Source organism: Amycolatopsis anabasis (assembly GCF_009765355.1).
In the GTDB taxonomy this organism is placed as follows: domain Bacteria; phylum Actinomycetota; class Actinomycetes; order Mycobacteriales; family Pseudonocardiaceae; genus Amycolatopsis; species Amycolatopsis anabasis.
This window is the reverse complement of record NZ_VTHK01000008.1, coordinates 18,188-43,620: the sequence shown is the minus strand read 5'-3', so window position 1 is coordinate 43,620 and position 25,433 is coordinate 18,188. Positions and strand designations below refer to the sequence as shown.

Annotated in this window: 26 protein-coding genes; 5 read left to right on the top strand and 21 right to left on the bottom strand. The window is 70.3% G+C overall.

Features of this window, described 5'->3' with window-relative positions:
• Positions 1 to 22 precede the first annotated feature (22 nt).
• The 7 genes from FXO23_RS12705 to FXO23_RS12675 form a co-directional block, all read right to left on the bottom strand.
• Entirely contained in the window at positions 23 to 793 is a 771-nt protein-coding gene (locus FXO23_RS12705) for an ABC transporter substrate-binding protein (RefSeq protein WP_158884305.1), read from the bottom strand.
• Entirely contained in the window at positions 793 to 1,584 is a 792-nt protein-coding gene (locus tag FXO23_RS12700; RefSeq protein ID WP_158884303.1) for a substrate-binding periplasmic protein, read from the bottom strand. Before FXO23_RS12700 ends, FXO23_RS12705 begins: the two co-directional genes overlap by 1 nt.
• An 11-nt stretch (positions 1,585 to 1,595) precedes the next feature.
• The gene (locus FXO23_RS12695) at positions 1,596 to 2,420 is read right to left on the bottom strand and encodes a substrate-binding periplasmic protein (RefSeq protein ID WP_158884301.1); all 825 of its coding nucleotides are present in this window, start codon (positions 2,418 to 2,420) and stop codon (positions 1,596 to 1,598) included.
• Positions 2,421 to 2,584: 164 nt separating this feature from the next.
• Positions 2,585 to 4,012 carry an adenylosuccinate lyase gene (gene purB, locus FXO23_RS12690; RefSeq protein ID WP_158884299.1) on the bottom strand — a complete coding sequence of 476 codons (1,428 nt, stop codon included), beginning with the start codon at positions 4,010 to 4,012 and terminating at the stop codon, positions 2,585 to 2,587.
• A gap of 59 nt (positions 4,013 to 4,071) precedes the next feature.
• On the bottom strand, positions 4,072 to 4,665 hold the full coding sequence (locus FXO23_RS12685; protein ID WP_179956750.1) for a TetR/AcrR family transcriptional regulator: 594 nt from the start codon (positions 4,663 to 4,665) through the stop codon (positions 4,072 to 4,074).
• Between the two features lie 27 nt (positions 4,666 to 4,692).
• Positions 4,693 to 5,418 (bottom strand): hypothetical protein, encoded by a 726-nt coding sequence (locus FXO23_RS12680; protein WP_158884295.1) that lies wholly within the window; start codon positions 5,416 to 5,418, stop codon positions 4,693 to 4,695.
• A complete protein-coding gene (locus FXO23_RS12675; protein WP_158884293.1) occupies positions 5,411 to 5,920 on the bottom strand; it encodes a SigE family RNA polymerase sigma factor in 510 nt (169 codons plus the stop codon). Before FXO23_RS12675 ends, FXO23_RS12680 begins: the two co-directional genes overlap by 8 nt.
• Before the next feature lie 161 nt (positions 5,921 to 6,081).
• Between FXO23_RS12675 and FXO23_RS12670 the strand changes: the two genes are divergently transcribed.
• Complete coding sequence (locus FXO23_RS12670) at positions 6,082 to 7,092, top strand: threonine aldolase family protein (protein WP_281356516.1); 1,011 nt, start codon at positions 6,082 to 6,084, stop codon at positions 7,090 to 7,092.
• A gap of 166 nt (positions 7,093 to 7,258) precedes the next feature.
• The gene (locus tag FXO23_RS12665; RefSeq protein WP_158884289.1) at positions 7,259 to 7,846 is read left to right on the top strand and encodes an HAD-IA family hydrolase; all 588 of its coding nucleotides are present in this window, start codon (positions 7,259 to 7,261) and stop codon (positions 7,844 to 7,846) included.
• On the opposite strand, the gene FXO23_RS12660 is transcribed toward FXO23_RS12665, so the two are convergent.
• From FXO23_RS12660 to FXO23_RS12650, 3 genes are all read right to left on the bottom strand, one after another.
• Positions 7,829 to 8,179 carry a DoxX family protein gene (locus FXO23_RS12660; RefSeq protein ID WP_158884287.1) on the bottom strand — a complete coding sequence of 117 codons (351 nt, stop codon included), beginning with the start codon at positions 8,177 to 8,179 and terminating at the stop codon, positions 7,829 to 7,831. The two genes, FXO23_RS12665 and FXO23_RS12660, sit on opposite strands and share 18 nt — an antisense overlap.
• A gap of 11 nt (positions 8,180 to 8,190) precedes the next feature.
• Positions 8,191 to 8,376: a hypothetical protein gene (locus tag FXO23_RS12655; protein ID WP_158884285.1), complete on the bottom strand. Its 186-nt coding sequence runs from the start codon at positions 8,374 to 8,376 to the stop codon at positions 8,191 to 8,193.
• 113 nt (positions 8,377 to 8,489) lie between these two features.
• On the bottom strand, positions 8,490 to 9,653 hold the full coding sequence (locus FXO23_RS12650) for an aminotransferase class I/II-fold pyridoxal phosphate-dependent enzyme (protein ID WP_158884283.1): 1,164 nt from the start codon (positions 9,651 to 9,653) through the stop codon (positions 8,490 to 8,492).
• Between the two features lie 115 nt (positions 9,654 to 9,768).
• Between FXO23_RS12650 and FXO23_RS12645 the strand changes: the two genes are divergently transcribed.
• Complete coding sequence (locus FXO23_RS12645; protein ID WP_158884281.1) at positions 9,769 to 10,353, top strand: Uma2 family endonuclease; 585 nt, start codon at positions 9,769 to 9,771, stop codon at positions 10,351 to 10,353.
• Here the strand turns inward: FXO23_RS12645 and FXO23_RS12640 are convergent.
• Genes FXO23_RS12640 through FXO23_RS12630 form a run of 3 tightly spaced genes read right to left on the bottom strand, consistent with a single transcriptional unit; the run spans position 10,325 to position 12,384 of the window.
• Complete coding sequence (locus FXO23_RS12640) at positions 10,325 to 10,867, bottom strand: LppU/SCO3897 family protein (protein WP_158884279.1); 543 nt, start codon at positions 10,865 to 10,867, stop codon at positions 10,325 to 10,327. The two genes, FXO23_RS12645 and FXO23_RS12640, sit on opposite strands and share 29 nt — an antisense overlap.
• A 7-nt stretch (positions 10,868 to 10,874) precedes the next feature.
• Positions 10,875 to 11,981 (bottom strand): transglycosylase SLT domain-containing protein, encoded by a 1,107-nt coding sequence (locus FXO23_RS12635; protein WP_158884277.1) that lies wholly within the window; start codon positions 11,979 to 11,981, stop codon positions 10,875 to 10,877.
• A gap of 40 nt (positions 11,982 to 12,021) precedes the next feature.
• Entirely contained in the window at positions 12,022 to 12,384 is a 363-nt protein-coding gene (locus tag FXO23_RS12630) for a hypothetical protein (RefSeq protein ID WP_158884275.1), read from the bottom strand.
• A gap of 187 nt (positions 12,385 to 12,571) precedes the next feature.
• On the opposite strand from FXO23_RS12630, the gene FXO23_RS12625 reads away from it, so the two are divergent.
• Complete coding sequence (locus FXO23_RS12625) at positions 12,572 to 14,509, top strand: serine/threonine-protein kinase (RefSeq protein WP_158884273.1); 1,938 nt, start codon at positions 12,572 to 12,574, stop codon at positions 14,507 to 14,509.
• Positions 14,510 to 14,514: 5 nt separating this feature from the next.
• Here FXO23_RS12625 and FXO23_RS12620 read toward each other — a convergent pair whose 3' ends face one another.
• The 7 genes from FXO23_RS12620 to FXO23_RS12590 all read right to left on the bottom strand — a co-directional run bounded on the left by FXO23_RS12620 (position 14,515) and on the right by FXO23_RS12590 (position 22,545).
• A complete protein-coding gene (locus FXO23_RS12620; RefSeq protein ID WP_158884271.1) occupies positions 14,515 to 15,288 on the bottom strand; it encodes an ESX secretion-associated protein EspG in 774 nt (257 codons plus the stop codon).
• A gap of 20 nt (positions 15,289 to 15,308) precedes the next feature.
• The gene (locus FXO23_RS12615; RefSeq protein WP_246257166.1) at positions 15,309 to 16,958 is read right to left on the bottom strand and encodes a hypothetical protein; all 1,650 of its coding nucleotides are present in this window, start codon (positions 16,956 to 16,958) and stop codon (positions 15,309 to 15,311) included.
• An 11-nt stretch (positions 16,959 to 16,969) separates the two neighbouring features.
• Positions 16,970 to 17,575 carry a DUF3558 domain-containing protein gene (locus FXO23_RS12610; protein WP_246257164.1) on the bottom strand — a complete coding sequence of 202 codons (606 nt, stop codon included), beginning with the start codon at positions 17,573 to 17,575 and terminating at the stop codon, positions 16,970 to 16,972.
• Positions 17,559 to 17,996, bottom strand: coding sequence for a hypothetical protein (locus FXO23_RS12605; protein ID WP_246257162.1), 438 nt, complete (start codon positions 17,994 to 17,996; stop codon positions 17,559 to 17,561). The genes FXO23_RS12610 and FXO23_RS12605 overlap by 17 nt, the downstream gene beginning before the upstream one ends.
• 118 nt (positions 17,997 to 18,114) lie before the next feature.
• Positions 18,115 to 19,377 (bottom strand): phosphoribosylamine--glycine ligase, encoded by a 1,263-nt coding sequence (purD, locus tag FXO23_RS12600; RefSeq protein ID WP_158884267.1) that lies wholly within the window; start codon positions 19,375 to 19,377, stop codon positions 18,115 to 18,117.
• Positions 19,378 to 19,524: 147 nt separating this feature from the next.
• Positions 19,525 to 20,505, bottom strand: coding sequence for a TAXI family TRAP transporter solute-binding subunit (locus FXO23_RS12595; protein WP_158884265.1), 981 nt, complete (start codon positions 20,503 to 20,505; stop codon positions 19,525 to 19,527).
• 9 nt (positions 20,506 to 20,514) lie between these two features.
• Positions 20,515 to 22,545: a TRAP transporter permease gene (locus FXO23_RS12590; protein WP_158884263.1), complete on the bottom strand. Its 2,031-nt coding sequence runs from the start codon at positions 22,543 to 22,545 to the stop codon at positions 20,515 to 20,517.
• Positions 22,546 to 22,729: 184 nt separating this feature from the next.
• Between FXO23_RS12590 and FXO23_RS12585 the strand changes: the two genes are divergently transcribed.
• The gene (locus tag FXO23_RS12585) at positions 22,730 to 23,863 is read left to right on the top strand and encodes a glycerophosphodiester phosphodiesterase (RefSeq protein ID WP_158884261.1); all 1,134 of its coding nucleotides are present in this window, start codon (positions 22,730 to 22,732) and stop codon (positions 23,861 to 23,863) included.
• Here the strand turns inward: FXO23_RS12585 and FXO23_RS12580 are convergent.
• Entirely contained in the window at positions 23,850 to 25,088 is a 1,239-nt protein-coding gene (locus tag FXO23_RS12580) for an MFS transporter (RefSeq protein WP_158884259.1), read from the bottom strand. The genes FXO23_RS12585 and FXO23_RS12580 overlap by 14 nt on opposite strands.
• Positions 25,089 to 25,433: the final 345 nt, after the last annotated feature.

Below are 25,433 nucleotides of genomic sequence, written 5' to 3'. Positions count from 1 at the left end.
CGTCCCGCCTGTCGTGTCGCCCTCATTTTATGGCCTTGAACTGGTCCGGAACCGGGGCCGTTGGCAGGAACTGCTGGTGCAACCGCTCCCAGGTGCCGTCGGCGATCACCTGCCGCAGGCCCTGGTTGAGCTTGCCGAGCAACTCGCCGTTGCCCTTGCGCACCGCGAACCCGTGCGGGGTGTCGGTGGTGAACGACTTCACCACCTTCAGCTTCTCGGCCGGATTGGCGGCCGCGTACTGCTCGGCCGTGGCCTGGTCGAAGACCGCGCCCTCGACCGCGCCGGTCTTCAGCGCGCTCAGCGCGGCGGCGTCGTTCGGGAACCGCACGATCTGCGCGCCCGGCGCGGTCGACACCAGCCAGCCGTCCGAGGCGGTGCCCTGCACCACGCCGATCCGCTTGCCCGCCAAGGATTTCTCGTCCGCGATCGGGACACCTTCGGAGGCTTCGATGCTGATCGACTGGAAGTTGTAGGGCGCGCTGAAGTCGACGGTCTTCTTGCGCTCCTCGGTCTGCGCGATCGCCGAGCTGCCCACGTCGAACTGGCCACTGGCCAGCCGGCCGAGCAGGGCCGAGAAATCGGTCGCCGCGAACTCCAGCTTCAGGTTCTGCTTGGCCGCGATCGCCTTCAGCAACTCGTTGTCGAAACCGGTGTAGTTCCCGTTCTCCTGGTAGACGTTCGGCGGCGAATCGGACAGCGTGCCGACGCGCAGGGTGGTGCCGTCGCCACCGCCGCAGGCCGTGAGCAGGGCCAGCAGCGCGGCGGCGAACGTGGTGTGGACGATCTTGCGCATTACTCGGGCTTACCCGCCTTGAACTGGTCCGGAACCGGGGCCGTTGGCAGGAACTGCTGGTGCAACCGCTCCCAGGTGCCATCGGCGATCACCTGCTTGAGCCCCTCGTTGAGCTTGCCGAGCAACTCGCCGTTGCCCTTGCGCACCGCGAACCCGTGCGCGATGTCCGTGGTGAAGGACTTGGTGACCTTCAGCTTGGCGTCCGGGTTCTCGGTGACGTTCTTCTCCGCGATGGCCTGGTCGAGGACGTAACCCTCCACCGAACCGGACTTGAGCGCGCCGAGCGCGGCCGCGTAGTCCGGGAAGCGCACCGCCTGCGCGGCAGGCACGGTCGTGCCCAGCCACTTGTCGCCGACCGTGCCCTGGATGACCGCGATCCGCTTGCCCGCCAAGGTGCTCTCGTCGGTGATGGGCGTCCCTTCCCTGGTCTGGATGCTCATCACCTCGAAGTTGTACGCGTTCGAGAAGTCGACGGTCTTCTTGCGCTCGTCGGTCTGCGCGATCGCCGAACTGCCCACGTCGAACTGGCCATTGGCCACTTTGGACAGCAGCGAGGAGAACTCGGTCGCGGCGAACTCCAGCTTCAGGTTCTGCTTGGCCGCGATGGCCTTGAGCAACTCGTTGTCGAAGCCCGTGTAGTTCCCGGACTTGTCGACGAAGATGTTCGGCGGCGCGTCGCCCAGGGTGCCGACCCGCAGGGTGGTCTGGTCGCTTCCGCCGCCGCACGCGGTGAGCGCCGCGAGCAGCCCGGCGGCGAGCGCGGTGATCAGTGTTCTCTTCGTGCTCTTCATGGATTTCCCCCTCACTGACCCGGGTTCCGCACCGGCAGGCCCGGCCCGCCGGGTTCCAGTTCCTTCGGCAACGGCTCGGTCTTGAAGAACTGCTCGTGCAGCCGTTTCACGGTGCCGTCGGCGATCGCCTTGGCCAGGCCGTCGTTGATCTTCGCCAGCAGCTCCTTGTTGTCCTTGCGCACCGCGAACGCGGACGGGGTGTCCTTGGTCTCCACGGTGTAGCCGAACTCCAGCTGCAGATCCGGGTTCTGGTCCAGGTACTTCTGGCCGATGTCCTTCGGCACCACCCAGCCGTCCAGGCTGCCGCCCCGCAGCTGCGCGAAACCCGCGTTGTAGTCGGGGAAGCGCACCACGTTCGCGCCCGCGACCTTCTTGCTCGCGAAGTCGTCCTGCACCGAGGCCTGGACCACCCCGAGGCGCTTACCGGAGAACGCGGCCACGTCCTTCAGTCCCGCGCCCTTCCTGGTGACGATCGAGGTGAAGCCGGTGCTGTAGCCGTTGGAGAAGGCGACCGTCTTCTTGCGCTCGTCGGTGGTGGAGATCGTGGAGCTGCCGATGTCGAACGTGCGGTTGGCCACGTTGGCGAGCAGCCCGGCGAACTCGGTACCGCGGAACCGCACCTCGAACCCCCCGCGCTTGGCGATGTCGCGCAGCAACTCGTTGTCGTAGCCGGTGAAGTTGCCGTTCTCCAGGTAGATCGACGGCGGGGCGTCGGTCAGCGTGCCGACCGTCAGCGGTCCGCCGGCTCCGTCCGAGGAGCCGCCGCACGCGGCGAGGGTGAGGGTGGCCGCGCCCGCGGCGAGGACGGCGAGGAATCGCGACAGCGTGGATCTCATGCTACTTCCGTACATTTCGGGCGCACCTGGGCGCGAGACTACGCGCCGGGAAGCTGGTGGCCGCCCGGCGCGCTGGGTTCCGCGCTCACGTTAGAGAAATCGCCCGAACGGGTAACGTCGTCCCAGCATGTGAACGCCCTTGCGTTCCTTTGATCACAGACCAATCAGAGAATTGGTGCCGGGGCGTACCCCACGGCCTCGGGGAACCGCTTGAGGACTTCCTCCACCCGCCGGACCACCGCGTCGACCTGGGCGGGCGCGACGCCGGTGAACGAGATCCGGTCGGCCAGCAGTTCGTCGAGCTTGGCGCGGTCCAGTGGGAGCCGCTCGTCGGCGGCGAGCCGGTCGACCAGATCGTTCCCGGTCTGCCCCTCGCGCATCGCCAGCGCCACGGCGACCGCGTTCTCCTTGATCGCCTCGTGCGCGGTCTCCCGGCCGACCCCGGCCCGCACCGCCGCCATCAGGACCTTGGTGGTGGCCAGGAACGGCAGGTACCGGTCCAATTCGCGCTCCACGACCGCGGGGAACGCGCCGAACTCGGCGAGCACCGTGAGGAAGGTCTCCAGCAACCCGTCGAGCGCGAAGAACGCGTCGGGCAGCGCGACCCGGCGCACCACCGAATCCGAGACGTCGCCCTCGTTCCACTGGTCACCGGCCAGCTCGCCGACCATCGACAGGTACCCGCGCAGCACCACGGCCAGCCCGTTGACCCGTTCGCAGGAGCGGGTGTTCATCTTGTGCGGCATCGCCGAGGAGCCGACCTGACCGGGCTGGAAGCCCTCGGTCACCAGTTCGTGGCCCGCCATCAGCCGGATCGTCTTGGCCAGGCTGGCCGGTGCGGCGGCGACCTGGACCACGGCCGAGACCACGTCGAAGTCCAGCGAACGCGGGTAGACCTGGCCGACGCTGGTGAATCGCCGGTCGAACCCGAGGAACTCCGCGACCCGGGACTCCAGTTCATCCAAAGTGGACTCCGAGCCGAGGAGGTCGAGCATGTCCTGCGCGGTGCCCACCGGCCCCTTGATCCCGCGCAGCGGGTACCGCTCGATGAGCTGGTCCAGCCGCTCGAAGGCGACCAGCAGCTCGTCGGCCGCGGTGGCGAACCGCTTGCCGAGCGTGGTCGCCTGCGCGGCCACGTTGTGCGAACGACCGGCCATGACCAGGTCCGAATGCTCGGCGGCGAGCGCGGCGAGGCGGGCCAGCACCGCGGCGACCCGGCCGCGCACCAGCTCCAGCGAGCGCCGCAGCTGCAGCTGCTCGACGTTCTCGGTGACGTCCCGCGAGGTCATCCCCTTGTGCACGTGCTCGTGCCCGGCGAGGGCGTTGAACTCCTCGATCCGCGCCTTCACGTCGTGCCGGGTGACCCGCTCCCGCTCGGCGATCGAGGCGAGGTCCACGTCCTCCAGCACCCGCTCGTAGTCCTCGACCACCCCGTCCGGCACCTCGACGCCCAGCTCGCGCTGGGCCCGCAGCACGGCCAGCCAGAGCTCGCGCTCCAGCTTGACCTTGTTCTCCGGGGACCAGAGTTCGACCAGCTCGGCGGAGGCGTAGCGGGCGGCGAGCACGTTCGGGATGCGGGGCTTCTGCGTCACCGCGCCAGGTTAACCCGCTGGCAGCGCCAGCCCGGGATCGGTCGCCAGCGCCGCCGGAGTCAGCTCAGCGCTTCGCGCAGCATCTTGGCGGCGGCGGCCCGCGGTTCCGGGTCGACCTCGACCAGGGCGGCGACCACGGCGCCGTCGACCAGCGCGATCAGGCGTTTGAGCTCCTCGGCGTCGACCGGTTTGCCGGAACGGGCGAGGATCTCGGAGATCAGGTCGTTCAGCTCGACGGCCAGGGTGCGCATCAGCGGGCGCAGGTAGGGCCGCCGCCCGGTGGCCACCAGCCGCTCGTACCGCAGCAGCACGGCTTCGGCGTCCGCCTCGCGGCCGGCGTGCTCGGGGCCCAGCAGCAGCTCCAGCACCAGGTCCACCACCGCCCCCACGCCGCGGTTGCGGGTCGCGATCTCCTCCAGGCGCTCGCGGCCCTGGGCCAGCTCGTACCGGGAGTAGTGCTCGACGGCGGCGGCGACGAGGTCGTCCAGCGAGTCGAAGTAGTACGTCGTCGAGGCCAGGGGCAGCTTGGCCCGTTCGGCGACGGCGCGGTGCCGTACCGCGTCGAAGCCACCTTCGACCAACAGTGCGGAGGCGGCCTCGACCAGGGCCGCCCGCCTTCGTTCGCCTTTGGGCGTACTCGCTGCAGAGGTCACGGCGGACCATCCTGCCATTCGGCCCCCTCAGAAGCGTGCAGCAAGCGCGGTAACGATCCGATCGAGGTCGTTCGGAAACGGCGGATCGACCGATCCGGTGCGCGGAACGCTGAGGACGAAAACCGTGCCCCCGCCCTTGGCGGCGCGTTCGGCGACGAGCGTGCCCTGCGGCAACCCGGTCGGCTTGATCATCTGCCCGGACGGGACCACGGTGGCCGAGATCACACCACCGCGGCCGGTATCGGCCACCTCGAACGCGGCCGAACGCCAGTCCGGCGCGCACCATCGCGCCGGGGAAGCCTGCAGTCCGGTGACCGGAAGCTCGCCAGCGAGGGCGGTGGCGAGCTCCCGGTCGACCTTGTCGCACCCTTGGGTGCCTTCGGCCCGAGGGCCGTTCTCCCCGGACCCGTCGCCCCCCTGCTTGGGCGAGTAGGTCGGGAAGCCTTCTTGGGGTACTGCGTTCGGAGGACGTCCGGTCCCCCCTCCAGGTTGCCTGGGATTACCCGAATCCGCATTACTTTGAAACTCCGGCGCGGACGCCGTCTGCTCGAGGACTCCGTCATTGAGTAACAAACCGGTCAAACCGCCACCGGCGAGGAGGACGACCGCGCAGCTGACGGCGACCAGGACCCGGTTCCGGCTGCGTATCCCGGCCCGGGCCGACGCCTTGGTGACGTCGGTGACGGTGAATCCGGCGGGCGGCGGCTCGCCGGGAGCCTCCCGGAACAGCGTCTCCAGTTCCCGCTCATCCATGCGTGTCCACCTCCTCGCCCAGCACTTCCCGCAGGTTCGCCAGCCCGCGAGCGGTCTGGCTCTTCACGTTTCCCTCGCTGCAGCCCAGCGTCCTGGCCACACCGGCCACGTCGAGCCCCTCGAAGTACCGGAGCACCAGCACCGCGCGCTGCTTCGGCGGCACGCGCCGCAGCCCGGCCAGCAGGTCGGCCCGGGTGGCGACCTGCTCGTCGAGCCGGACACCCTCGGCGTCGGGCTCGGGCAGGCTCTCGGTCTGCCGCTCCCGCCGCCAGGGCCGCCGGGACTCGTCGATCACCGCACGGACCAGCGTTTTACGCAGGTAGGCGTCCGTCGCCGACCGGTCCCGGATCTTCCGCCAGCGCCGGTGCAGCGCGACGAACGCCGTCTGCGCGAGGTCGTCCGCGCGGTGCCAGTCCCCGCACAGCATGTACGCGGTCCGGCGCACGGAGTCCCGCCGGGCGGCGAAGTACTCCGCGAACTCCTGCTCGTCGCGCTGATCCACGCGGCTGGCTCTCCGCTCTCGAGGCGTTCAAGGGTGAGGACGGAACGGGCGGCGTCTACGGTTGCACGTCCTTCGCGCCCCATCCACCCGCACCCGCGTGTTTGAGTGCGACACCGGGCATGTGATGTGATCCAACCGTGACCTTCGCTGAGAACCGGACGATTGACCTCCGCTCCGACACCGTCACCCGGCCGGATGAAACTATGCGGAGAGCCATGGCGTCCGCGGAGGTCGCGGACAACGTCATCGACATCGATCCGACCATCCTCGAACTCGAGCAGCGCGCGGCGGCCCTGCTCGGCATGCCCGCGGCGCTGTGGACCCCGAGCGGCACGATGGCGAACCTGATCGCGCTGAGCGTGCACCTGCAGCGCGGCGACCGGTTCCTCGCGCCGAAGGGGGCGCACGTCCTGCTCAACGAACTGGGCTCGGCGGCCTGGCTGGCCGGTGGCATGCCCGAACCGCTGCCGCACGACGCCGGGCCGGGACGCCCGGCTCCCGGCACGCTCAGCGCGGCGATCGGCGGGGCCGGAGCGCCGTACTACGCGCTGCGCACCACCTTGCTGTGCCTGGAGAACACGCACAACTGGGCCGGTGGGGCGGTCACCCCGCCGGACGAGCACGCCCAGCTGCTCTCCGTCGCGCGGCAGGCCGGGCTGCGCGTGCACCTCGACGGCGCCCGCATCTGGCACGCCGCCTGCGCCCTCGGCCTGCCACCGGCGGCGCTGACCGTGGGCGCGGACACCGTGTCCGCGTGTTTCAGCAAGGCCCTCGGCGCCCCGGTCGGTTCGGTGGTGGCCGGCAGCGAGGACTTCGTCGCGAGGGCCCGCCGGATGCGGCAGATGCTCGGCGGCGGGGTGCGGCAGGGCGGGGTGCTGGCCGCCGCGTGCCTGGTCGCGCTGGACCGCGTCAACGATCTCGGCGCCGAACACGAGAAGGCGAAGCGGCTCGCCACCGGGCTCGCCGAACTCGGCTGGGAGGCGGACACCCCGGAGACGAACATCGTCCTGGCCGGGGTTCCGGACGTGGCGGTGGCGGTGGAATCGTTGGCATCATGGGGCGTGCTCGCGGGCCCGATGGCCGGGAAGGTCCGGTTCGTGACGCACCGGGACGTGTCCGCGCAGGACATCGACGAGGCGCTGCGCCGCATCCGAGGGGGAAATGCCAAGTGATCAGGGCGGCACCCAAGTCGGCCCGCACGCGCGCCTCGGCCGAAGGCCCCACGAGCGCGGCGGCGGGGCGTTGGCACAACGGAGACGGAGACAACTCGGTGAGCCAAGCCCCGGCGACGCGCTCGTGTCGCGCGCGGAGCCGCCGAAAGAGCGGGGGTATCGCGAAGTGAACTGGGTCGTGTTCGACTACGGCGAGGTGATCAGTCGCCGGACCGCGGCGCTGCCCCGGCTGGCCGCCGCGCTCGGCGTGGAACTCGCGGAGTTCGAACCGCACTACTGGGCCCAGCGCGACTTCTACGACCGCGGCGCCGGGGACCTGGAGTACTGGCGGGCCGTCGCCGAACCGCTCGGCATCCCGGTCAGCAAGTCCACTTCGGACACTCTCACCGAGATCGACATCGAGGGCTGGTCGCACGTCGAACCGGAGTCGGCGGAACTGCTCGAGGCGCTCGCCGAAGCCGGGACCGCACTGGCGCTGCTGTCGAACGCGCCGGCGTCGTTCGCCCGGTTCGCCGAGCGGCAGGACTGGATCAAACCCTTCCGGGTGCGGCTGTTCTCGGCCGACGTCGGCCTGGCGAAACCGGATGCGGCGATCTACCAGACCCTGGTTTCCCGGCTCGGCGCGAAACCCGCCGACTGCCTGTTCTTCGACGATCGACAGTACAATGTGGACGGTGCTCGCGCGGTGGGACTGCGCGCGCACCGCTGGCTCGGCCCGAGCACGGCCGAGGAAGCCTTAAGCGAGCGCGAGTAACACCGCGTTCGCCACGGACAGCACCCCGAGCACCGCCGCGGGCGCGGCGCGCACGACCGGGTCCCGGGCCCGCAGGTGCCGCGCGACCGCGCCGACCATCAGCAACATCAGTCCCATGGACGCGGCGAAACCGATCGGGGTGATCCAGAACCCGGCGATCAGCCCGGCCGCGGCGGCGAGCTCGAGCCCGCCGATCGCGCGGGTCAGCCCGGGCGACACCCCGAGGTGCCCGAGCGACCGCGTCATGTTCTCGACCCCGGCGAGCTTGGCGCCGCCGGCGCCGACGAACGCGAACGTCAGCAGGACCGACAGCAGCCCGATCAGAATCGACATGGTGGCCCGGGTCAGGAACGGATGCGCTTGTGCTCGCTCTTGCCCTTGATGGCGCCGTAGGCCGCGGTGCCGAGGAAGACCGCGCCACCGATGATCGCGATCCACAGCACGGCCTTGAACACGAATCCGATCACGGACCCGATCACCATGAACGCCAGCCAGGCGACGATCAGCGCTCCGACGATCTTCCAGAACATGGTTTCCCTCCGGTTACCTCCGGGCCAACCGGCCCGCTACTAGCAGGCTCCCACGTGCTCGCCCGAATTACCCGTCGTCCGCTCAACGTTCAGGGACAATTCGGGGTTCCCCCCTACAGCCAGGCCCCCAGGCGGCGCACGCCCTCGGTGACCTCGGCGGTCGCGCCCGCGAAGGAGAACCGGACGAACTTGCCGCCGTCCACCGGGTCGAAGTCGATCCCCGGCGTGATGGCCACCCCGGTGTCGGCGAGCAGGCGCTGGCACCAGCTCAGGCTGTCCGCGGTGTGCGCGGACACGTCGACGTAGGCGTAGAAGGCGCCGTCGACCGGGGCCACCCGGTCCAGGCCGAGGTCGCGCAGGCCGTCGAGCAGCACGTCCCGGTTGGCGCGGTAGTGCGCGACATGCCGGTCGAGCTCGGCGTAGGACTCGGGCTCGAAGGCCGCGACCGCCGCGTACTGGGCGAGCGCGGGCGGGCAGATGTTGAAGTTGCCGGTCAGCACGTCCACCGCCCGGTGCAGGCGCTGCGGCACCAGCATCCAGCCGAGCCGCCACCCGGTCATCGCGAAGTACTTGGAGAACGACCCGAGCACGAGCGCTTCCCGGGAGCTCTGCCACGCGCAGCCGAGTTCGGCGCCGTAGGAGATGCCGTGGTAGATCTCGTCGCTGATCAGCTGGACCCCGCGGGTGGAACACCAGCCCGCGATCGCCGCCAGCTCACCGGGGTCGAGGACCGTGCCGGTCGGATTGCTCGGGCTGGCCACCACCAGGCCGCGGATCGGGCCGAGCCGGTCGAGCAGTTCGGTGGTCGGCTGGAACCGGGTGGTCTCGTCGGTCGCGAACTCGACGACTTCGCAGCCGAGCGCGGTGAGCAGGTTGCGGTAGGCGGGGTAACCGGGGCGGGCCATCGCGACCCGGTCGCCGGGGTCGAAGGCGGACAGGAAGGAGAGCAGGAACCCGCCGGAGGAACCGGTCGTGACGATCACGTCTTCCGGGCTGACCTCGAGCGAGTAGCGGCGGTCGTAGTGCCGGGCGATCGCCTCCCGGAGTTCCGGGATGCCCAGCTGGACGGTGTAGCCGAGGTTGTGCTCGCGCAACGCCTTCTCGGCGGCCTCCCGCACCGGCGCCGGGGCGCCCGCGGTGGGCTGCCCGGCGCACAGCGACACGACGTCACCATGACTGCGCTGGCGCGCCTGCGCGGCGGACAGCACGTCCATCACGTGGAACGGCGGCACATCGGCGCGCCGGGCGGGGCCGGGGAAGGTGGCAGGGTCGATCATGCCGCCCAGGCTAGGCGAGTACGGCGCGCGCGAAACTACACTGCTGGTGAATGTCGTATGTTGCTGACACGACATACGCTACGTGCGTATCCGAGGGACGCTGGAAAGGATTGTAATGGTCGCACCCTGGCCCGACCATCTCGTGACCCTCGACGAATGGGACGCGCTGCCCGAGGACACTTCTCGGCACTACGAACTCGTCGAGGGAGTGCTGATCGTGTCACCCAAGCCGCAGCCCACTCACCAACGTGCTGTGCAACGTCTAGCGTCATGGGTCGATGAGCAGCTCCCCAAAGATCTGACCGCAATCATCGACATCGAGATCACGGTCGCGCAGGATCCGCCGATCGTGCGGGCGCCGGACGTCACCATCATCACTTCCCATGCGGTGGATTCCGGGCGGGCGCGGATCGACGCGTCCGAGGTGCTGGTTGCGGTTGAGATCATTTCGCCGGGATCGGCTCGCACCGATCGGCTGGTAAAGCCGATCGAGTATGCCGACGCCGGGATCCCCGCTTATTGGCTCATCGACCTGGACGAACCGGTCTCGCTGACTGCGTACACCCTCACCGAGGGCGACTACCACGTCGACCAAGAGGTCACCGGAGCCTTCACCTCCTCGTTCCCCGCCGCGGTAACGGTGAACTTGACCGACCTGACGACTCGCGAGGTCAGTCGATCGGGGCCAGGCAGTAGGTGACCGGAGGGTCGCGGTAACTCTCGGTCACCTCTTCGCCGCAGACTCCGCCACCGCGCCGGGTGCGGCCGGTTTCCTCGAAGTGCCCGTCGAACTTCCGGGTGATCCGGTAGGCGGCCGGGTCGGTGCAGGCGAGTTTCCGGAACTTCTCGGCGCGCTCGGACGGGTGCGGGAAGCAGTCGCCCACGTCGCCGTTCAGCACCAGGCAGGTCCACGTGGACGTGACGTTCGGCGTCTCGCCGGTCTGCTGGAGCACCGAGCTGTAGTCGCCCTCGGGGCAGCCGCTTTCGCTCACCGCGGCGATCCGCAGCCCGGCCTGCGGCGAGCCGCAGTCGACCTTGACGATGGCCTGGTTGACCAGGGTCTCGCCTTCGACCCGGACGCACGCGCCGAGGTCGGAACGGAGACCGCCCGGCCCGAACTGGGTCCACGCGAACGCCCCGACGGCGACGACCGCCACCGCCGCCCCGGCGATCCAACTGGTCCGCCGGGACAGCCTGCGCCGGTCCCTGGTCACCTGCGAATCAGTACCCCTGGTAGCCGCCACCGCCCGCCATCGACTTCAGGCCCGGGTGCCCGGCGAAGCCGCCGTAGCGGTCGAACGTGTACCGGACCCCGGCGATGATGTTGTCGACCGGGTTGTAGATGTCGTCGTGGCCGGGCAGCTTGTGCGCCTGGAACGTCGGGTCGATGCACTGCATCAGGCCCTTCGACGGGGTGCCCTTCGCCGCGTTGGAGTCCCAGTTGTTGATGGCGTTGGGGTTGCCGCCGGACTCCTTCTCGATGATCGTCCAGATCTTGCCGATGTCGGCGTCGGTCACCGGGATGCCGTTGGCCTGGAGGATCTTGATGGCTTCCTTGATCCAGCCCTCGACGTTGCCGGGCGGCTGGGTGCTCGGCGGCCCGCCACTCGGGCCGAGGCCACCGCCCCCGCCACCGCCACCGCCGCCACCGGCGTGCAGCCCGCCGGAGCTGCGTGCGGCCCGAGTGCCGCCCCCGCCACCGCCGGGCCCCTTCACCGACGAGTACCCACCGGTGATCTTCTGCCGGGCCAGGTTCCCGGCCTTGGTGAGGAAACCCTCGGCCTGGGTCACGAGGTTGCCGATCTTCGTATTGGCGACGTTCGCGCGCGCGTCCGCCTTGCCCTGCGCGTCCTTGGCGATGGCCTCGGGCGTCGGGTCCGGCGCCTTGTTCTTCTCCGGGTCGCGCTGATGCGCGGCCATCGCCGACTCGGCCGCCGGAATGGTCTGGTTGTTCGCGGTGTTGACGAAGGAATTGATCTCGGTTTCGGCGGCGCTGCGCTCGGATTGAATCGCGCCCTTGACGGTATTGAGATCCTGCTGAAGCTGGGTGAATTCCCGCGCGACGTCGTCCAGTTTGTCGTTGAATCGCTTCCCCGCGTTGACGACCTCTTGGACCCCGGCGAAGAACTGGTCGGCGGCGGGCCCCTTCCACAAGCCGACGAGCGGCTGGCTCACCGAATTCAGATGCGCGACATGGTCCGCCGAATCCTTGGACGCATTGGTGAACTGGTCGGCGATCGCCTGGATGTCCACCGGCTTGATGTCATTGACCTGATCCGCCTTGGCCTTCGCCTGATTCCACGCCTGCGGGATCTCGACCCTTACCATGAAGCCCCCTTGACGACTGAGTTCGAATTGGTCCGCGTGCTCATATGTCCAGGGAGCCCGGGTCCTTCAGGGTGACGCTGTCCTTCGCCGCGGCTTCCTGCGCGCGCAGCACCTGGATGGCTTTGGTGAGCGCGTCGCTGGTGGACTTCATGAGCTGGGCCCCGGCCTCGAATTCGGTATGCGTGCCGTCGGTGAAGGTGTTGACCGCGTTCGCGGTCTCGTCCGCGGGAGACGGTTTGGTGAGGTCGGGGTGTTCCGGATCCTCGTCGGGGTGGCGGACCGCACCGAAGGGGTGGCCGCCCTCCAGGCGCTTGATCTTGCCCTTGGACTCCTGGAACTTGTCGTGAATGGCGGCGATCTTGCCGGCCACCAGTTCCATCGACTCGAGATCGTAGTCAGGCACGCCTGGTCATCCCCTTCACAAGCTTGTCTCCGCCGGTCGGACGCACAAACCCGGCCGACGGTTCCCGCGCATACTGTAAAGCTTCCACTCCGGCCCGTGTGCGGATTGGCAGCAACTACCACCCGTCGAAGTGCGACGTAGGACGACCGGGCACGCTTTGTAACATCACCCGGGACTGGGAGGTGCCGTGAAGCCGTTGAATCCGGGCGAGAATCGCCAGGTCGGACGCTATCGAGTATTGGCCGCGCTCGGCGAGGGCGGAATGGGCCGGGTCCTGCTGGCGGTGTCCGCGGACGGCAGACTGGTCGCGCTCAAGCAGGTCCATTCGCAGTTCGCCAACGACGACGGCTTCCGCACCCGCTTCCGCCGCGAGGTCGAGGCGTCCCGGATGGTCTCCGGCGCCTACACCGCCGCCGTGATGGACGCCGACCCGGACGCACCCCTGCCCTGGCTCGCGTCGGTCTTCGTCGCCGGGCCGTCCCTGCACCAGGCGGTCGCCGCCGCGGGTCCGCTGCCGGTGCCGACGGTCCGCTACCTCGCCGCCGGGCTCGCCTCCGCGCTGACCGAGATCCACCGCGTCGGGCTCATCCACCGCGACCTCAAACCCAGCAACGTCCTGCTCACCGAGGACGGCCCCCGGGTGATCGACTTCGGCATCGCCCGCGCGACCGAGGGCGACATCGAGCTGACGCACGCCGGATCGGTCATCGGTTCGCCCGGGTTCATGTCCCCGGAGCAGGCCGAGAGCAAGACGCTGACCCCGGCCAGCGACGTCTTCTCGCTCGGCGCGCTGCTGGTGATGGCCTCCACCGGGCGCAGCCCGTTCAGCGGGGCCTCCGCGCCGCAGACCCTGTACAACGTCGTGCACTCGCAGCCGGAGCTGGACCAGGCCCCGCCCGAGGTGCGCCAGCTCGCCGAACCGTGCCTGGCCAAGGATCCCGCCCAGCGGCCCACACCGGACCAGATCCTCGACTTCCTCGGCCCGGTGTCGCCCGGTGCGAACCTGTGGCCACCGATCGTGCAAAGCCAGATCGCCCAGCAGAAGGCCGAGGTGCAGGCCGTCCTCAACGGTCCGGTCGCGCCCGAACCGCAGCCGCAGGTGCAGGCGCAGGCGTGGGCCCAGCCGAACCTGACCATGCCGCAGCCGCCCCCGGCGAAGCAGTCGAACACCGCGGTCAAGGTCCTGCTGGCGATCATCGCGGCGATCGTGCTGGTCGGCGGCACCGCGGTCACCGTGATCATGCTGAACAAGGACGGCAGTCCGAGTTCGGCGTCGCCCGCGAGCGGAGCGTCCTCGAGCGCGCCCGCGCCGACCACCGATCCGCTGAGCATCGACAAGCTGCGCCGCGTGGACCCGTGCAAGGTGCTGCCCGCGGACTCGGTGCCCGCGCTCGGCAACCTCACCCCCGATTCCGGCTCCGACCTGGGCGAATGCGATTACACGGCGGCGAACGACGTCGAGGTGGAACTCAACCTCGGCGACGAGCTGACCGGTGGTGGTTCGGACGAGCCACCGGCGCAGATCGAGGGCCTGCCGGTCACCATCGACAAGCGCGACGACCCGAAGAACTGCGACGCGACCGTGCCGATCTTCAACGAGAAGCGGGTCGGCATCACGGTGACCGGCCGGGTGCAGTCCGGGGAAGGCTGCGAAACCGCCCGCGCCGCGCTGACCGAGGTCGTGAAGCGCCTGCGCGCCAACCCGCCCGAGTACGACATGCCCAGCGGCTCGCTGATCCGGGTGGACCCGTGCTCGCTCATCGACAAGGCGTCGATGGAGCAGATCATCGGCGTGGTGTCCGAGATGGCGGCGACCGGCCTGCACGAATGCGACTGGGACAGCAAGGGCCTGTTCGCGCTCTACACCGACCGCGGCAGCGAGCCCGATGCCGACGACGGCACCCCGATCGACCTCGGCGGAACGCCCGCGTTCCAGGAGCTGAAGCAGGATCGCGAGGACAGCGCCTCGTGCGGTATCGAATGGTTGCACCGCAAGTCCGGTGACGACGCCGAAACCGTCCGGATCTTCTACACGGTCAGCGGCGACGCGGCCACGGCCGGGCAGATCTGCCAGCAGGCGCAGGCCGTGGCGAAGGCGATCATCCCCAAACTGCCGAAACCGTAAGGGGATCAGACTTCTTCGAGGAGTTCCCAGATTCGCTGGGAAAGCAGGTGGTTGTCGGCGGGGGTGACGGTGGCCCAGTCGCGGCCGTCGGAGTTGCGGCCCAACTGGAACAGGTAGCGGCCCGCATCGGTGTCGTGGAAGGCGACCACCCGGCCCGCCCGGTGCATCTGGCCGTCGCGGCCGAGGCGTTCCACGCCGAACTGGCCGCGGGCGACCATGCCGACCAGCATGCCGGCGATCTCCTGCGCCTCGCCGAGGGGGACGCGCCGGTCCTCCAGCGCGGTGACCAGGGCCTTCGCGTCACCCCGGGCGTCGGCGTCGGCGGCCACCAGGACGTCGTGGGGCAGGCTGACCGAATGGCCGACGCCCGGTCCCAGCTCACCGGCGACCGACACCGCGGCTTCCGGCAGCGAGGTGTCCCAGGCGGGGATCAGCCACACCTCGCCGTTGTCCACGACGCCGAGCAGCGCCTGGCTGCCCACGCTCACCGCGAGGCCCTTGATCTCGCGTTCGGCCCACACCCAGACGTCGATGCTGACCTTCGGGTGGGCGAGCAGGTTGAGCATGTCGACCAGCTCACCGGAGGCCCTGGTGCCCCGGGCCAGCCGCCGCGCCGCCAGGGAATCCCAGGCCTGGCCGACCAGTTCGCGGCGCTCGGTGTGCGTCATACCGGGGCTCGGCACCTGCAGCGCGGGGTGCCGCGCGGGGAGTCGTTCGGCTTCCCAGAGCACGTCGAACTCGAGGGCGGACAGCACGAGGCTGCCATTGGGGGAACCCATGGGCACGTTCGGATTTTTCCTTAGCGGAAGTCGCCGGCGTTGTCGTCGCCGATCAGGTCTGGCGCCACCATGCGCTGGTCGGCGAAGAGGTCCTTGTCGTCGATCCCGTATTTGCGCACGTGCTCGGCGTCCTCTTCGTCCCGGGCGCCCTGCGGCGCGGCGCGTTCCAGCAGGCTCCGCTGGGACTGGCCCGCGTGCGGGCTGAGCTTCTCCGACCGCCGCGTCACCCGCGCCTCTTCCTCCGGCAGGTCGCCGATCGGCAACGGCCGCGCGGGCTTCCCGGCCGGGGCGCCCTTGCCGAAGCCGCGCCCCTGGCGTTCCTTCTCCCCGCTCACCGCGCCACCAGCGCCGGCCGCGCCGAGCGCGGTCGCCCCGGCGCCGAGTTCGTTGGCGCCGAAACCGACCTTCGCCGCCGCGGCGATCCCGGGGCCTGCCGTGGGCACGACACCGGGGGCCTGCGGCGCCACGCCGAACGTCCGGCCCTTGCCGAGCACGCCGTCACCGCCACCCCCACCTCGGCCGCCGTGGGGCGGCTCGCCGACCCGCCCGACCACGCCTTCGGTGCCCGGGACGGGAGCCTTGCCCACCGGACCGCCGCCGGTGCGGCCGCTCTGCGAGTCCGGCGGCGGGGTGCCGACCACGCCGGTGATCGGCGGCGTGCCGGGCGCGGGCGGGGTGCCCGGCAACCCCGGGATGCCGGGGGACGGTTGCCTGATCTGGTCCGGCTGCCCGCCGCCGGGGCGCTGGCCGCTGATGATCCCGGTGGTCGGGGTGTGCGGCGTGGTGGCCGCGGGCACGCTCGGCGCCGAACTCGGCGAGGTGCGCTGCGGCGGCGGCGTGCTGACCCCGGTCTGCTTGCCGCCGATGACGACCGGCGCGGGCTGCTGGTGCTGCTGCGGCGGCACCTGCGGGGTCGGCCGGGTGTGCCCCGGTTCGATCGGTTCGCCCTTCCCCTTGCCGGGGACCTGGTCGGTCGAGGACGCGGTGGTCGACGGATCGGGGACCTGGACATCGGGCTGCTGGCCCGGTGTGCCGACCGGATCCCACGGGCTGCCGGTCGGGGCCGACACCAGCTGCAGCGATTCCGGTTTGGACAGTGCTTCGGTGGACGCCAGGTTGTCGCCGCTGTCCTTGGCGTATCCGTTGAGCGCGTCGATGGCCTGCTGCCGCGCCGCCTGCCCGGCCCGGACCGCCTTCGCGTGATCGGTTTCGAACCCCAGCAGGCTGACCAGCGAGTCCAGCAGGTTGTAGCCCTTGCTGCCCTCGCCGGTCCGCAGCGCGGCGGTGTCCGGCAGCTTGTGCAGGGTCCGGCTGAACGCCTCGCCCTGCGCGAAGATCATCTCGGCGGAGTGGTTCACCTTGGCGTTGGCGTCGGTGGAGAACCCGGCGTGCTCGGTGAGCACCGCGCCGGCCTGGCCCCCCGCCTTGCCCTGCCAGATCACGCCGAGCTTGCCGAGTTCGGTGCGCAGCGCGTCGTCGGTGTCCGCCAGCGCGCCCGCGACCGCCTTCAGCGCGTCGACGGCGTTGCCGATGCTGCCGACCCCGTCGCCGCTGCGGAAGGCGGCGATCTCGTCGGCGAGCGCGTTGTCGCTGTATCCCTCGAACCGGTGATCGCGGATCTTCTGCACCAGTTGCGGGATGTCCACGCCCAAGTCGTTCTGGCCGGTCATGTCCTGCGTCCTCACTTCCGGGCTTCGAGGGTCTGCAGCGCCATCGACGCCACCTGGGTCGCCATGTCGCACATCTGCCGCTGGTCGAACGCGCCCTCGGTGGTGGGCGCCATCTGCGCGCGCAGCGTCTGGCCCGGGGCGACGCCGACCAGGGTCTCGCAGTCCTGCGGGCGCTCGCCGGCCCGATAGTTCTTCAGCGCCGGGAATCCCGGCAGGTTCACGGGTTCCTTGGTCATGCTGGACTTCTTGTGCTTACCGGTCAGCCAGTCCTGGAGGTCCGCGGTGGTGATCGTCTCCAGGTAGTACGTGTAGTGCGGCGCCTTCGCGTCCACCCGGAACGCGCAGGTGGGCCCGTCGCGCTGGTCCTTGGCGTCGACCAGCTCGGGCAGGCCGTTCTCCTTGAGCTCGTCGAGCTGGGCGTCGGTGAGCAGCCGGCACGGATCGACGCCGTGCAGCGTGAGCTCCTTGGTCCGCTGCGCCAGCGCGAGCTCGCCGGTCTGCTTCGTCTCGGCGGCGGGGTCCGGGGCCGCCCGGCCGGACTGCTGGGCCACGCCGCAGCCGCTCAGCACGGCGACCGCGAGCACCCCGGCCGCGGCCGCCTTAGGCCTGGTAGACACGCCTGTCCTTGAACGCGGCCGCCTTGCCCTCGTCGTCGTCGCGGTAGGTGTGGGACGCCTCGCGGATCTGGTCGGCCAGCGTGCGCAGGCCATCGACGTAGTTGCGGACCCGGGTGGCGTACGACGACTCCCCGTCGGCGACCAGCTCGTTCCACGCCTCGATCGCGTACTTGGACACCACGTCCCCGGCCGGCGGGTCGAGGTGCAGCTGGCCGAGCCGCTGGTTGAGCAGGTGCTGCAGGGCGTTGGCCTGCTTCTCGATCACGCCGGCGACCTGGAGCACCTTGTCCGGGTCGATTTCGATGTCCTTGGCGGCCGGGAGCTCCGGCACCGTGGAGGCGAGGGCGTGGACCGTGCCTTCCGGGGCGTACATCGCGTCGCGCGCCTGCGCGGCGGCGGGGTTGTCGGAATCTTCGGACATGTGCGCACCCCCGGGTACGGACGGTAGCCAACATGACTCAACCTGCAGGCTACCAACGTGCGTGTGACGGCGACCTGAGTTTTGACGAAGAAACCCGGCGACCGGTTCCCGCGAGTTTTCAGCGAGCCGGAACGGCCACTTCGCCCTCGGCCGCGCGCAGCGCGATGTCGGTGCGGTGGTGCGAACCGGGCAGGTGCACCTTCGCGACCCGCGCGTACGCCTGTTCCCGGGCTTCGGCCAGATCGGCGCCCACGCCGACCACGGACAGCACGCGGCCGCCGTGCGAGACGACCGCGCCGTCGTCGCGGCGGCGGGTGCCCGCGTGCAGCACCCCTTCGCCGTCGCCGCCGGTGATCACGTCACCCGGGCGCGGGACGCCGGGGTAGCCGTCGGCGGCGATGACCACGGTGACCGCGGCGCCGTCGTGCCATTCCAGCGGCGGCTGCTCGGCGAGCTTGCCGGTCGCCGTCGCGTGCAGCAGCTGGGCCAGCGGGGTCTCCAGCAGGGCGAGCACGACCTGGGTCTCCGGATCGCCGAAGCGGCAGTTGAACTCGATCACCTGGGGGCCGTCGGAGGTCAGCGCGAGCCCGGCGTAGAGCAGGCCGGAGAACGGGGTGTCCCGCGCGGCGAGCTCGTCGACGACCGGCTGCACGATGTCGTGGACGATCTCGTCGACCAGCCCGGGCGGGGCCCACGGCAGCGGGGCGTAGGCGCCCATCCCGCCGGTGTTCGGCCCGGCGTCGCCGTCGCCGACGCGTTTGAAGTCCTGCGCGGGCAGCAGGGGCACCACGGTCGTGCCGTCCACGAGGCAGAACAGCGACGCCTCCGGTCCGTCCAAAAAGGACTCAAGCAGGACCGGGTGCCCGCCGTCGAGCAGGGTGATGGCGTGTTTGCGGGCGACGTCGAGGTCGGTGGTGACCACCACGCCCTTGCCCGCGGCGAGGCCGTCGTCCTTGACCACCCAGGTCGGGCCGAACCGGGCGAGCGCGGCGTCGAGGTGGGCCGGGTTGTCCACGATCTCGCTGTGCGCGGTCGGGACCTTCGCGGCGGCCATCACGTCCTTGGCGAAGGCCTTGGACCCCTCGATCCGGGCCGCCGCGGCGGACGGTCCGAAGCAGGCGATCCCCGCCTTGCGGACCGCGTCGGCGACCCCGGCGACCAGCGGCACCTCGGGCCCGATCACCACGAGATCGGCCTGCCAGCCTCTGGCCAGCTCGGCGACCGCGGCCGGATCGGCGGCGTCGACCCCGAGCTGTTCGGCCAGCGCGACGGTCCCCGCGTTGCCCGGCGCGCAGCCGAGCGCGGTGACCGCCGGGTCGTGGGACGCGGCGAGGACTAGGGCATGTTCGCGGGCACCGGACCCGACAACCAGGACACGCACGGACCAAAGCGTAACCTCGCGCCTGGCCGGGGTCGCACTTAGCCGACGAAGTGCGACCCGTCGGGTACCGCGCCTGCGCACTTTGGGGCAGAAGTGCCTTCGTTCGGTCACGTAACGGAGGGCACATTTCACCCAAAGTGCCGCCGGTCAGGAGCCGAGGGCCTGGCGGGCGCCGGAGTGCAGCGGAACCGGCAGGGACTGACGGGCCACCGCCGGATCGAGTTCGTTGGCCACCGGATGCACCTTCGCCAGCTCCGCCTTCCGTTCGAAGATCAGTTTCGTGATGGCGCAGGCGTTTCCGGCCGGGAAGTCCTCCCGCACGAGCAACAGGTTCGGCACCACGATCGTGGGGGTGTCCGCGGGCTGCCCGTAGGTCGCCGCCGGGATCACCCCCCGGTCGTACACCGGGTTGATCCGCTTCAACGCGTCGAGCTGGCCGGTGATGTCGAGGAATTTCACCTGCCCTTTGAGCGAAGTCGTGATGTCCGTGATCTGCGCGGTGGGCAGGCCGCCGGACCACACCAGGCCGTCGATCGTGCCCGCCTTCATCCCGTCCGCGGTCTTGGCCAGGTCCAGCCGCTGCGCCTGCACGTCGGTCTCCGGGTTCAGCCCGGCCGCCTGCAGCAGCCGGTTCGCGATCACCTCGGTGCCGGACTTGGGCGAACCGGTGGAGATCCGCTTGCCGCGCATGTCGGCGATCGAGTTGATCCCGGCGCCCGCCCGGACCAGCACCTGCGTGGAGTTCGAGTAGATCCGGCTCAGCGCCTGGATCTTCTGCGGTTTGCCCTCGAACGCGCCCTTCCCGTTCACCGCGTCGGCCGCGGAATCGGCGAGCGCGAACGCCACGTCGTAGGAACCGGCGACCAGTTGCTGGATGTTCTGCACCGAGGCGCCGGTTTCCGCCGCGGTCGCCTTGAGCTTGCTGTTGTTGCTGATCAACTGCGCGAGCCCGCCGCCGAGGACGTAGTACACGCCGCCGCTGTTGCCGGTGGCGATGGTGATCCGCCCGTCCGCGGCCTCGCAGGCGACCGCCCCGCCGGGTTTGTTGTCCGAGGCCTGCTTGCCACCGCAGCCGCTCGCCACCAGCGCGATCGCTGCGGCGATCGCGAACCAAGCCTTCCCGCGCATGATTTCTCCTTACGTCCCAACTGGTTCTCTGGTCCGGAACACCGCGTGCAGGACGAGACCCGCCAGGCAGCAACCGATTCCGACCGCGATCGGCACCGGTTCCAGGTACAGCAGGCACAACGCGGCGGGGATGAACAGCGCGCGGGCGGGCCAGCGCACCGGGCCGAACAGCCAGCCGCCGGTCACCACCGCCAGCGCCCCGACGGCCAGCGCCGACACCGCGACCACCCACAGCACGGTCACCGGCCCGGCCTGCAGCAGCAGGGCGGCGCCGTTGCCGGTGAGCACGAACGCGATCGGCACGAGGAACGCCGGCAGCGTGTACTTCCAGCACTGCCACATGGTTTTCAGCACCGAACCGCCGGTGATCGCGGCCGACGCGACCGCGGCCAGCGCGGTCGGCGGGGTGACCTCGGACAGCACGGCGTAGTAGAAGATGAACATCGCGCGTTCGGCGTCCGCGACGCCGAGGTCGGCCAGCGCCGGGCCGATGACCACCCAGGCGATGATGAACGACGCGGTGACCGGTACCGCCAGCCCCAGCACGCCGACCGCGATCGCGCTGAACAGCACGGTGACCACCAGCATCGCGGTCGCGTTGCCGGTGAGCGCGCGGGCCGCTTCGACCAGCGCGTCGGCGAGTTCCTGCCCGAGCCCGGTCTTGGTGATCGTGGAGGTGATCACCCCGGCCGCCGCGCACACCGCGACCACCGGCAGCGCGCCGCGCAGGCCCGCGGACAGCGCGTCGACCATGTCCTTGGCCCAGCCGCCGATCGCGGCCCGGCCGCCACCGGCCACCCGGCTCACCAATGCGAACAGCGCGGCCACCCCGCTGGCGTAGACGACCGCGGCGAACGGCGGAATGTCCAGGGCCAGGAAGACCACGATGACGGCCAGCGACAGGAAGTGGTAACCGCCGCGCAGCAACAGTTTCCCGGCCCGGCCGGTGGGCACGTCGACGGATTTCGCGCCGAACCGGCGGGCGTCGGCCTCGACCGCGAACACGATGCCGAGGTAGTAGAGCAGGGTCGGCACGGTCGCCCAGATCAGCACGGTCAGGTACGAGGTCTGCAGGTATTCGGCGATGATGAACGCGGCCGCGCCGAGCGTCGGCGGAGACAGGATCGCGCCGATCCCGGACGCGGCGAGCAGCCCGCCCGCGTTCTCCTTGGGATACCCGGCCTTGCGCAGGATCGGCCAGGTGATCGCGCCGAGGCTGACCGCGGTCGCGGTGCCCGAACCGGAGACCGTGCCGAGCAGGAACCCGGACAGCACGGTGGTCCGCCCGGGCGCGGTGCGGGAGCGGCGGAACGCGGCGAACGAGATGTCCACGAAGAACTTCCCGGCCCCGGAGGCGTTCAGCACCGCGCCGTAGATGGTGAACAGCACGATGTAACTGGCCGCCACGTCCAGCGGGGTCCCGTAGAAGCCGCTCGCGTCGTTGTAGAGCGCGTTGACGATCTGGCTGAAGTCCACGCCCGCGTGCGCGATTCCCCAGTTCTGCGGGAGATAGCCGCCGTAGTAGGCGTAGGCGAGGAAGGCCACGCAGACCAGCGGCAGCACCAGCCCGGTGGTGCGGCGGGTGGCTTCCAGGATCAACACGAGCAGTAGCGCACCGGCCACGATGTCCACACTGGACAGCACGCCCTGCCGATCGAGGAACGCGTCGTAACCGCCCAGCACCGGATACAGGCCGACCAGCAGGGCGAGCACGGACAGCACCCAGTCCAGCACTCCGGGGTCGTCCCGGCCGTCCGGTTTGCGGCCCCGCGGCCGGTAGCACAGGAACACCAGCGGCAGCGCGCAGCCGAGGAAGATCACCAGGTAGAACTGGTTTCCCTTGCTGAACGGGAAGAACACCTGTTTCAGCACGAGCACCGCGACGGCCAGCGCGACCAGGTACACGATCCGCTCGGGGCGGCGGGACAGGTGCCGCGCCGGGCGTTCCTCGTCGTGCTCGGCGGCGATCTCCGCGGCCCGCGTGTCCACGGCGAGGCGCGCTGAACCCCCTTCGGGTTCCCGGGTTTCCGCCGTGGACATCGTGCCTCCGATCGCCCATTTCGCGCGCATCGGACGTTACGGTGTTCCGGGTCACAACCCAAGGCTTGATCTACCGGCCGTTTACCCGTATGTCGGTACCCGGTCGCACCCCGGTCGCCGGTCGGACGTGACCGGCGGCAAAGGTGGCCTGGATTTCTCCACATCCGAAAGACGAGGTTGTTCGATGATGCGAAAGCGACTGGGCGTGCTGGCCCTGTCCGGTCTGGCGGTGCTCGGCGCCGCGGGCCTGGCGATCGGGCCCGCCAGCGCGAACGAGGCGGCCACCGATGCGGCGATCGCGGGACGCGGGCACGATGGGCCGGTGATCGTCGGACATCGCGGCGCGCCCGGATACCGCCCGGAGCACACCCTGGCCTCCTACGAGCTCGCCTACCGGCAGGGCGTGGACTGGGTGGACGTGGACCTGGTGCCCACCAAGGACGGGCAACTGGTGGCCCGGCACGAGAACGAGATCGGCGGCACGACCGACGTCGCGCGGCACCCCGAGTTCGCGAACCGCAAGACCACCAAGGTGATCGACGGGACCGCGCTCACCGGCTGGTTCACCGAGGACTTCACGCTCGCCGAGCTGAAGACGCTGCGCGCGGTCGAGCGGATCCCGGATCTGCGGACGAACAACACCCTCTACAACGGACGGTGGCAGATCGCCACGTACCAGGAGGTGCTGGACCTGACCCGGCGGCTCGGGCGCGAGTTGCACCGGACGCTGGGCACCTACCCGGAGATCAAGCACTCCACGTACTTCCAGTCGATCCACAACCCCACCGAGCCGAAACTGGTGGAAATCCTCAACCGCAACGGGCTGAACCGGCGGAACGCCCCGGTGATCATCCAGTCCTTCGAGGTGTCCAACCTCAAGGAACTGCACCGGCAGGTGCGGGTGCCGCTGGTGCAGCTGACCTCGGCCGAAGGCGCGCCCGCGGACTTCGTCGCCAAGGGCGACCCGCGGACCTACGCCGATCTGGTCACGCCGCAGGGCCTGCGCGAGGTCGCGACCTACGCGCGGTACCTCGGCCCGGAGAAGAACCAGGTCATCCCGCGCGACGCCGCCGGGAACCTGACCACGCCGTCCGCGCTGGTGCGGGACTCGCACGCGGCGGGGCTGCGGGTCGTGCCGTACACCTTCCGCAACGAGAACAACTTCCTGCCGACGAACCTGCGCTCGGCCGGTGGACCCGCCGCCTGGGGCGACGTGTTCGCCGAGGAGGAGGCGTTCCTGGAAGCCGGGCTGGACGGCTTCTTCGCCGACCAGCCCGACACCGCCCTCGAGGCCGTGCGGGCGTTCACCCGGCGCTGACGTTCTGGGCGGGTTCGCTGGTGCGCGCGTGCACGGCGATCACCGCGAGCCCGCCCAGCGCGCCGACCACGGCGAACGCGTAGAAGCCCCACGGGTAGGCGATCCCGGCGGACAGCAGCGCGCCGCCGAGCAGCGGCCCGGTGATCGCGCCGAGGCGCCCGGTGCCCGCGGCCCAGCCGAGCCCGGTGGCCCGGCTCGCCGCCGGGTAGACCCGGCCGATGTAGGCGTAGACGAGCACCTGCGAGCTGAACACGAAGATCCCGGCGATCAGCACGACCGCGTACAGCCCGAAGCCGGGCAGTTTCACGCTGAGCAGCGCGAGGCCGACCGCGGCGAGCCCGAACCAGCCGATCGTCGCGTTGCGCACGCCGATCTTGTCGGCGACCCGGCCCGCGATCACCAGCCCGACGATCGCGCCGATGTTCAGGGTGAGCAGCAGCGACAGGGCCCGGCCCAGCGGATAGCCGGCCGACCGCATGATCTCCGGCAGCCAGGTGTTCAGCCCGTAGACCAGCAGCAGGCCCATGAAGGACGCGATCCAGAACGCGATCGTGGCCCGGGTCAGCCCGCCCTGGAACAGCGCGCGCACGGCGTTCAGGCTTTCCTTGGCGGCGGGCCGGTCGATCGTGGCGCCCTTGGCCGCCAGGAACGCCTGCGACTCCGGCAGGTACTTCAGCATCAGCGGCACCAGCACGAGCGCGGGCGCCGCGCCGATCACGAACATCGCGCGCCAGCCGAATTCGGGGATCACCACGATGCCCAGCAGCGCGGTGAGCACGGCGCCGACGTGGTAGCCGGTCATCAGGGTGGTGGTGGAACTGCTGCTGCGGCCGGTGCGGGCGTACTCGGTGACCAGGGCGATCGCCGTCGCGAGGCAGCCGCCGAGGCCGAGCCCGGCGAGGAACCGCAGGATCGCGAAGATCAGCACGTTCGGCGCGAACGCGCAGAGCAGGGTGAGGGCGGAGAAGCTGGTCACCGCGAAGATCAGGGCCTTGCGGCGGCCGATGACATCGGTGATCGTGCCGATGGTCAGCGCGCCGACCATCATGCCGAGCAGGCCCACGGTGGACACCGCCGAACCGATGCCCGGGGTCATGCCCCACACCTTGTCCCGGATCAGCACCGGGAGCACGGTGCCGAGGACGACCAGGTCGAACCCTTCCAGCAGCACCGAGGCCCAGCACAGCGGCAGGACCCAGGGGCGGTCACGAGTTTGCTCAGGCATGGCGGCCTCCGAGTGCTTCGTCGCACGAGCTGTGTTCGCTTGGCGACCAATGATGCGCAATGCGAACACTCCTGGCTAGCCCCCTTCCGCTCAGTGAAACCTGCCCCTGCCGAACTCGCCTCGCCGGGCGGCGAAAGTGCGGCCACTTTCGAGATGTACGGCACGCTGGGTGCCTTGTGTACGTGGGGGAACCGAGTGCTGGGGTACCCGGTTCCCTTCCGTGTGCACCCCCTCGCCATGCCCCCAATGCGGCGTTCGTAGCGCTCAACGCCCCCAATGCCGCATTGGTGGCGCCCAACGCCCCGAAAGCCACATTGGGGGAACCGGCGAAGTGGGGGTGAGTGG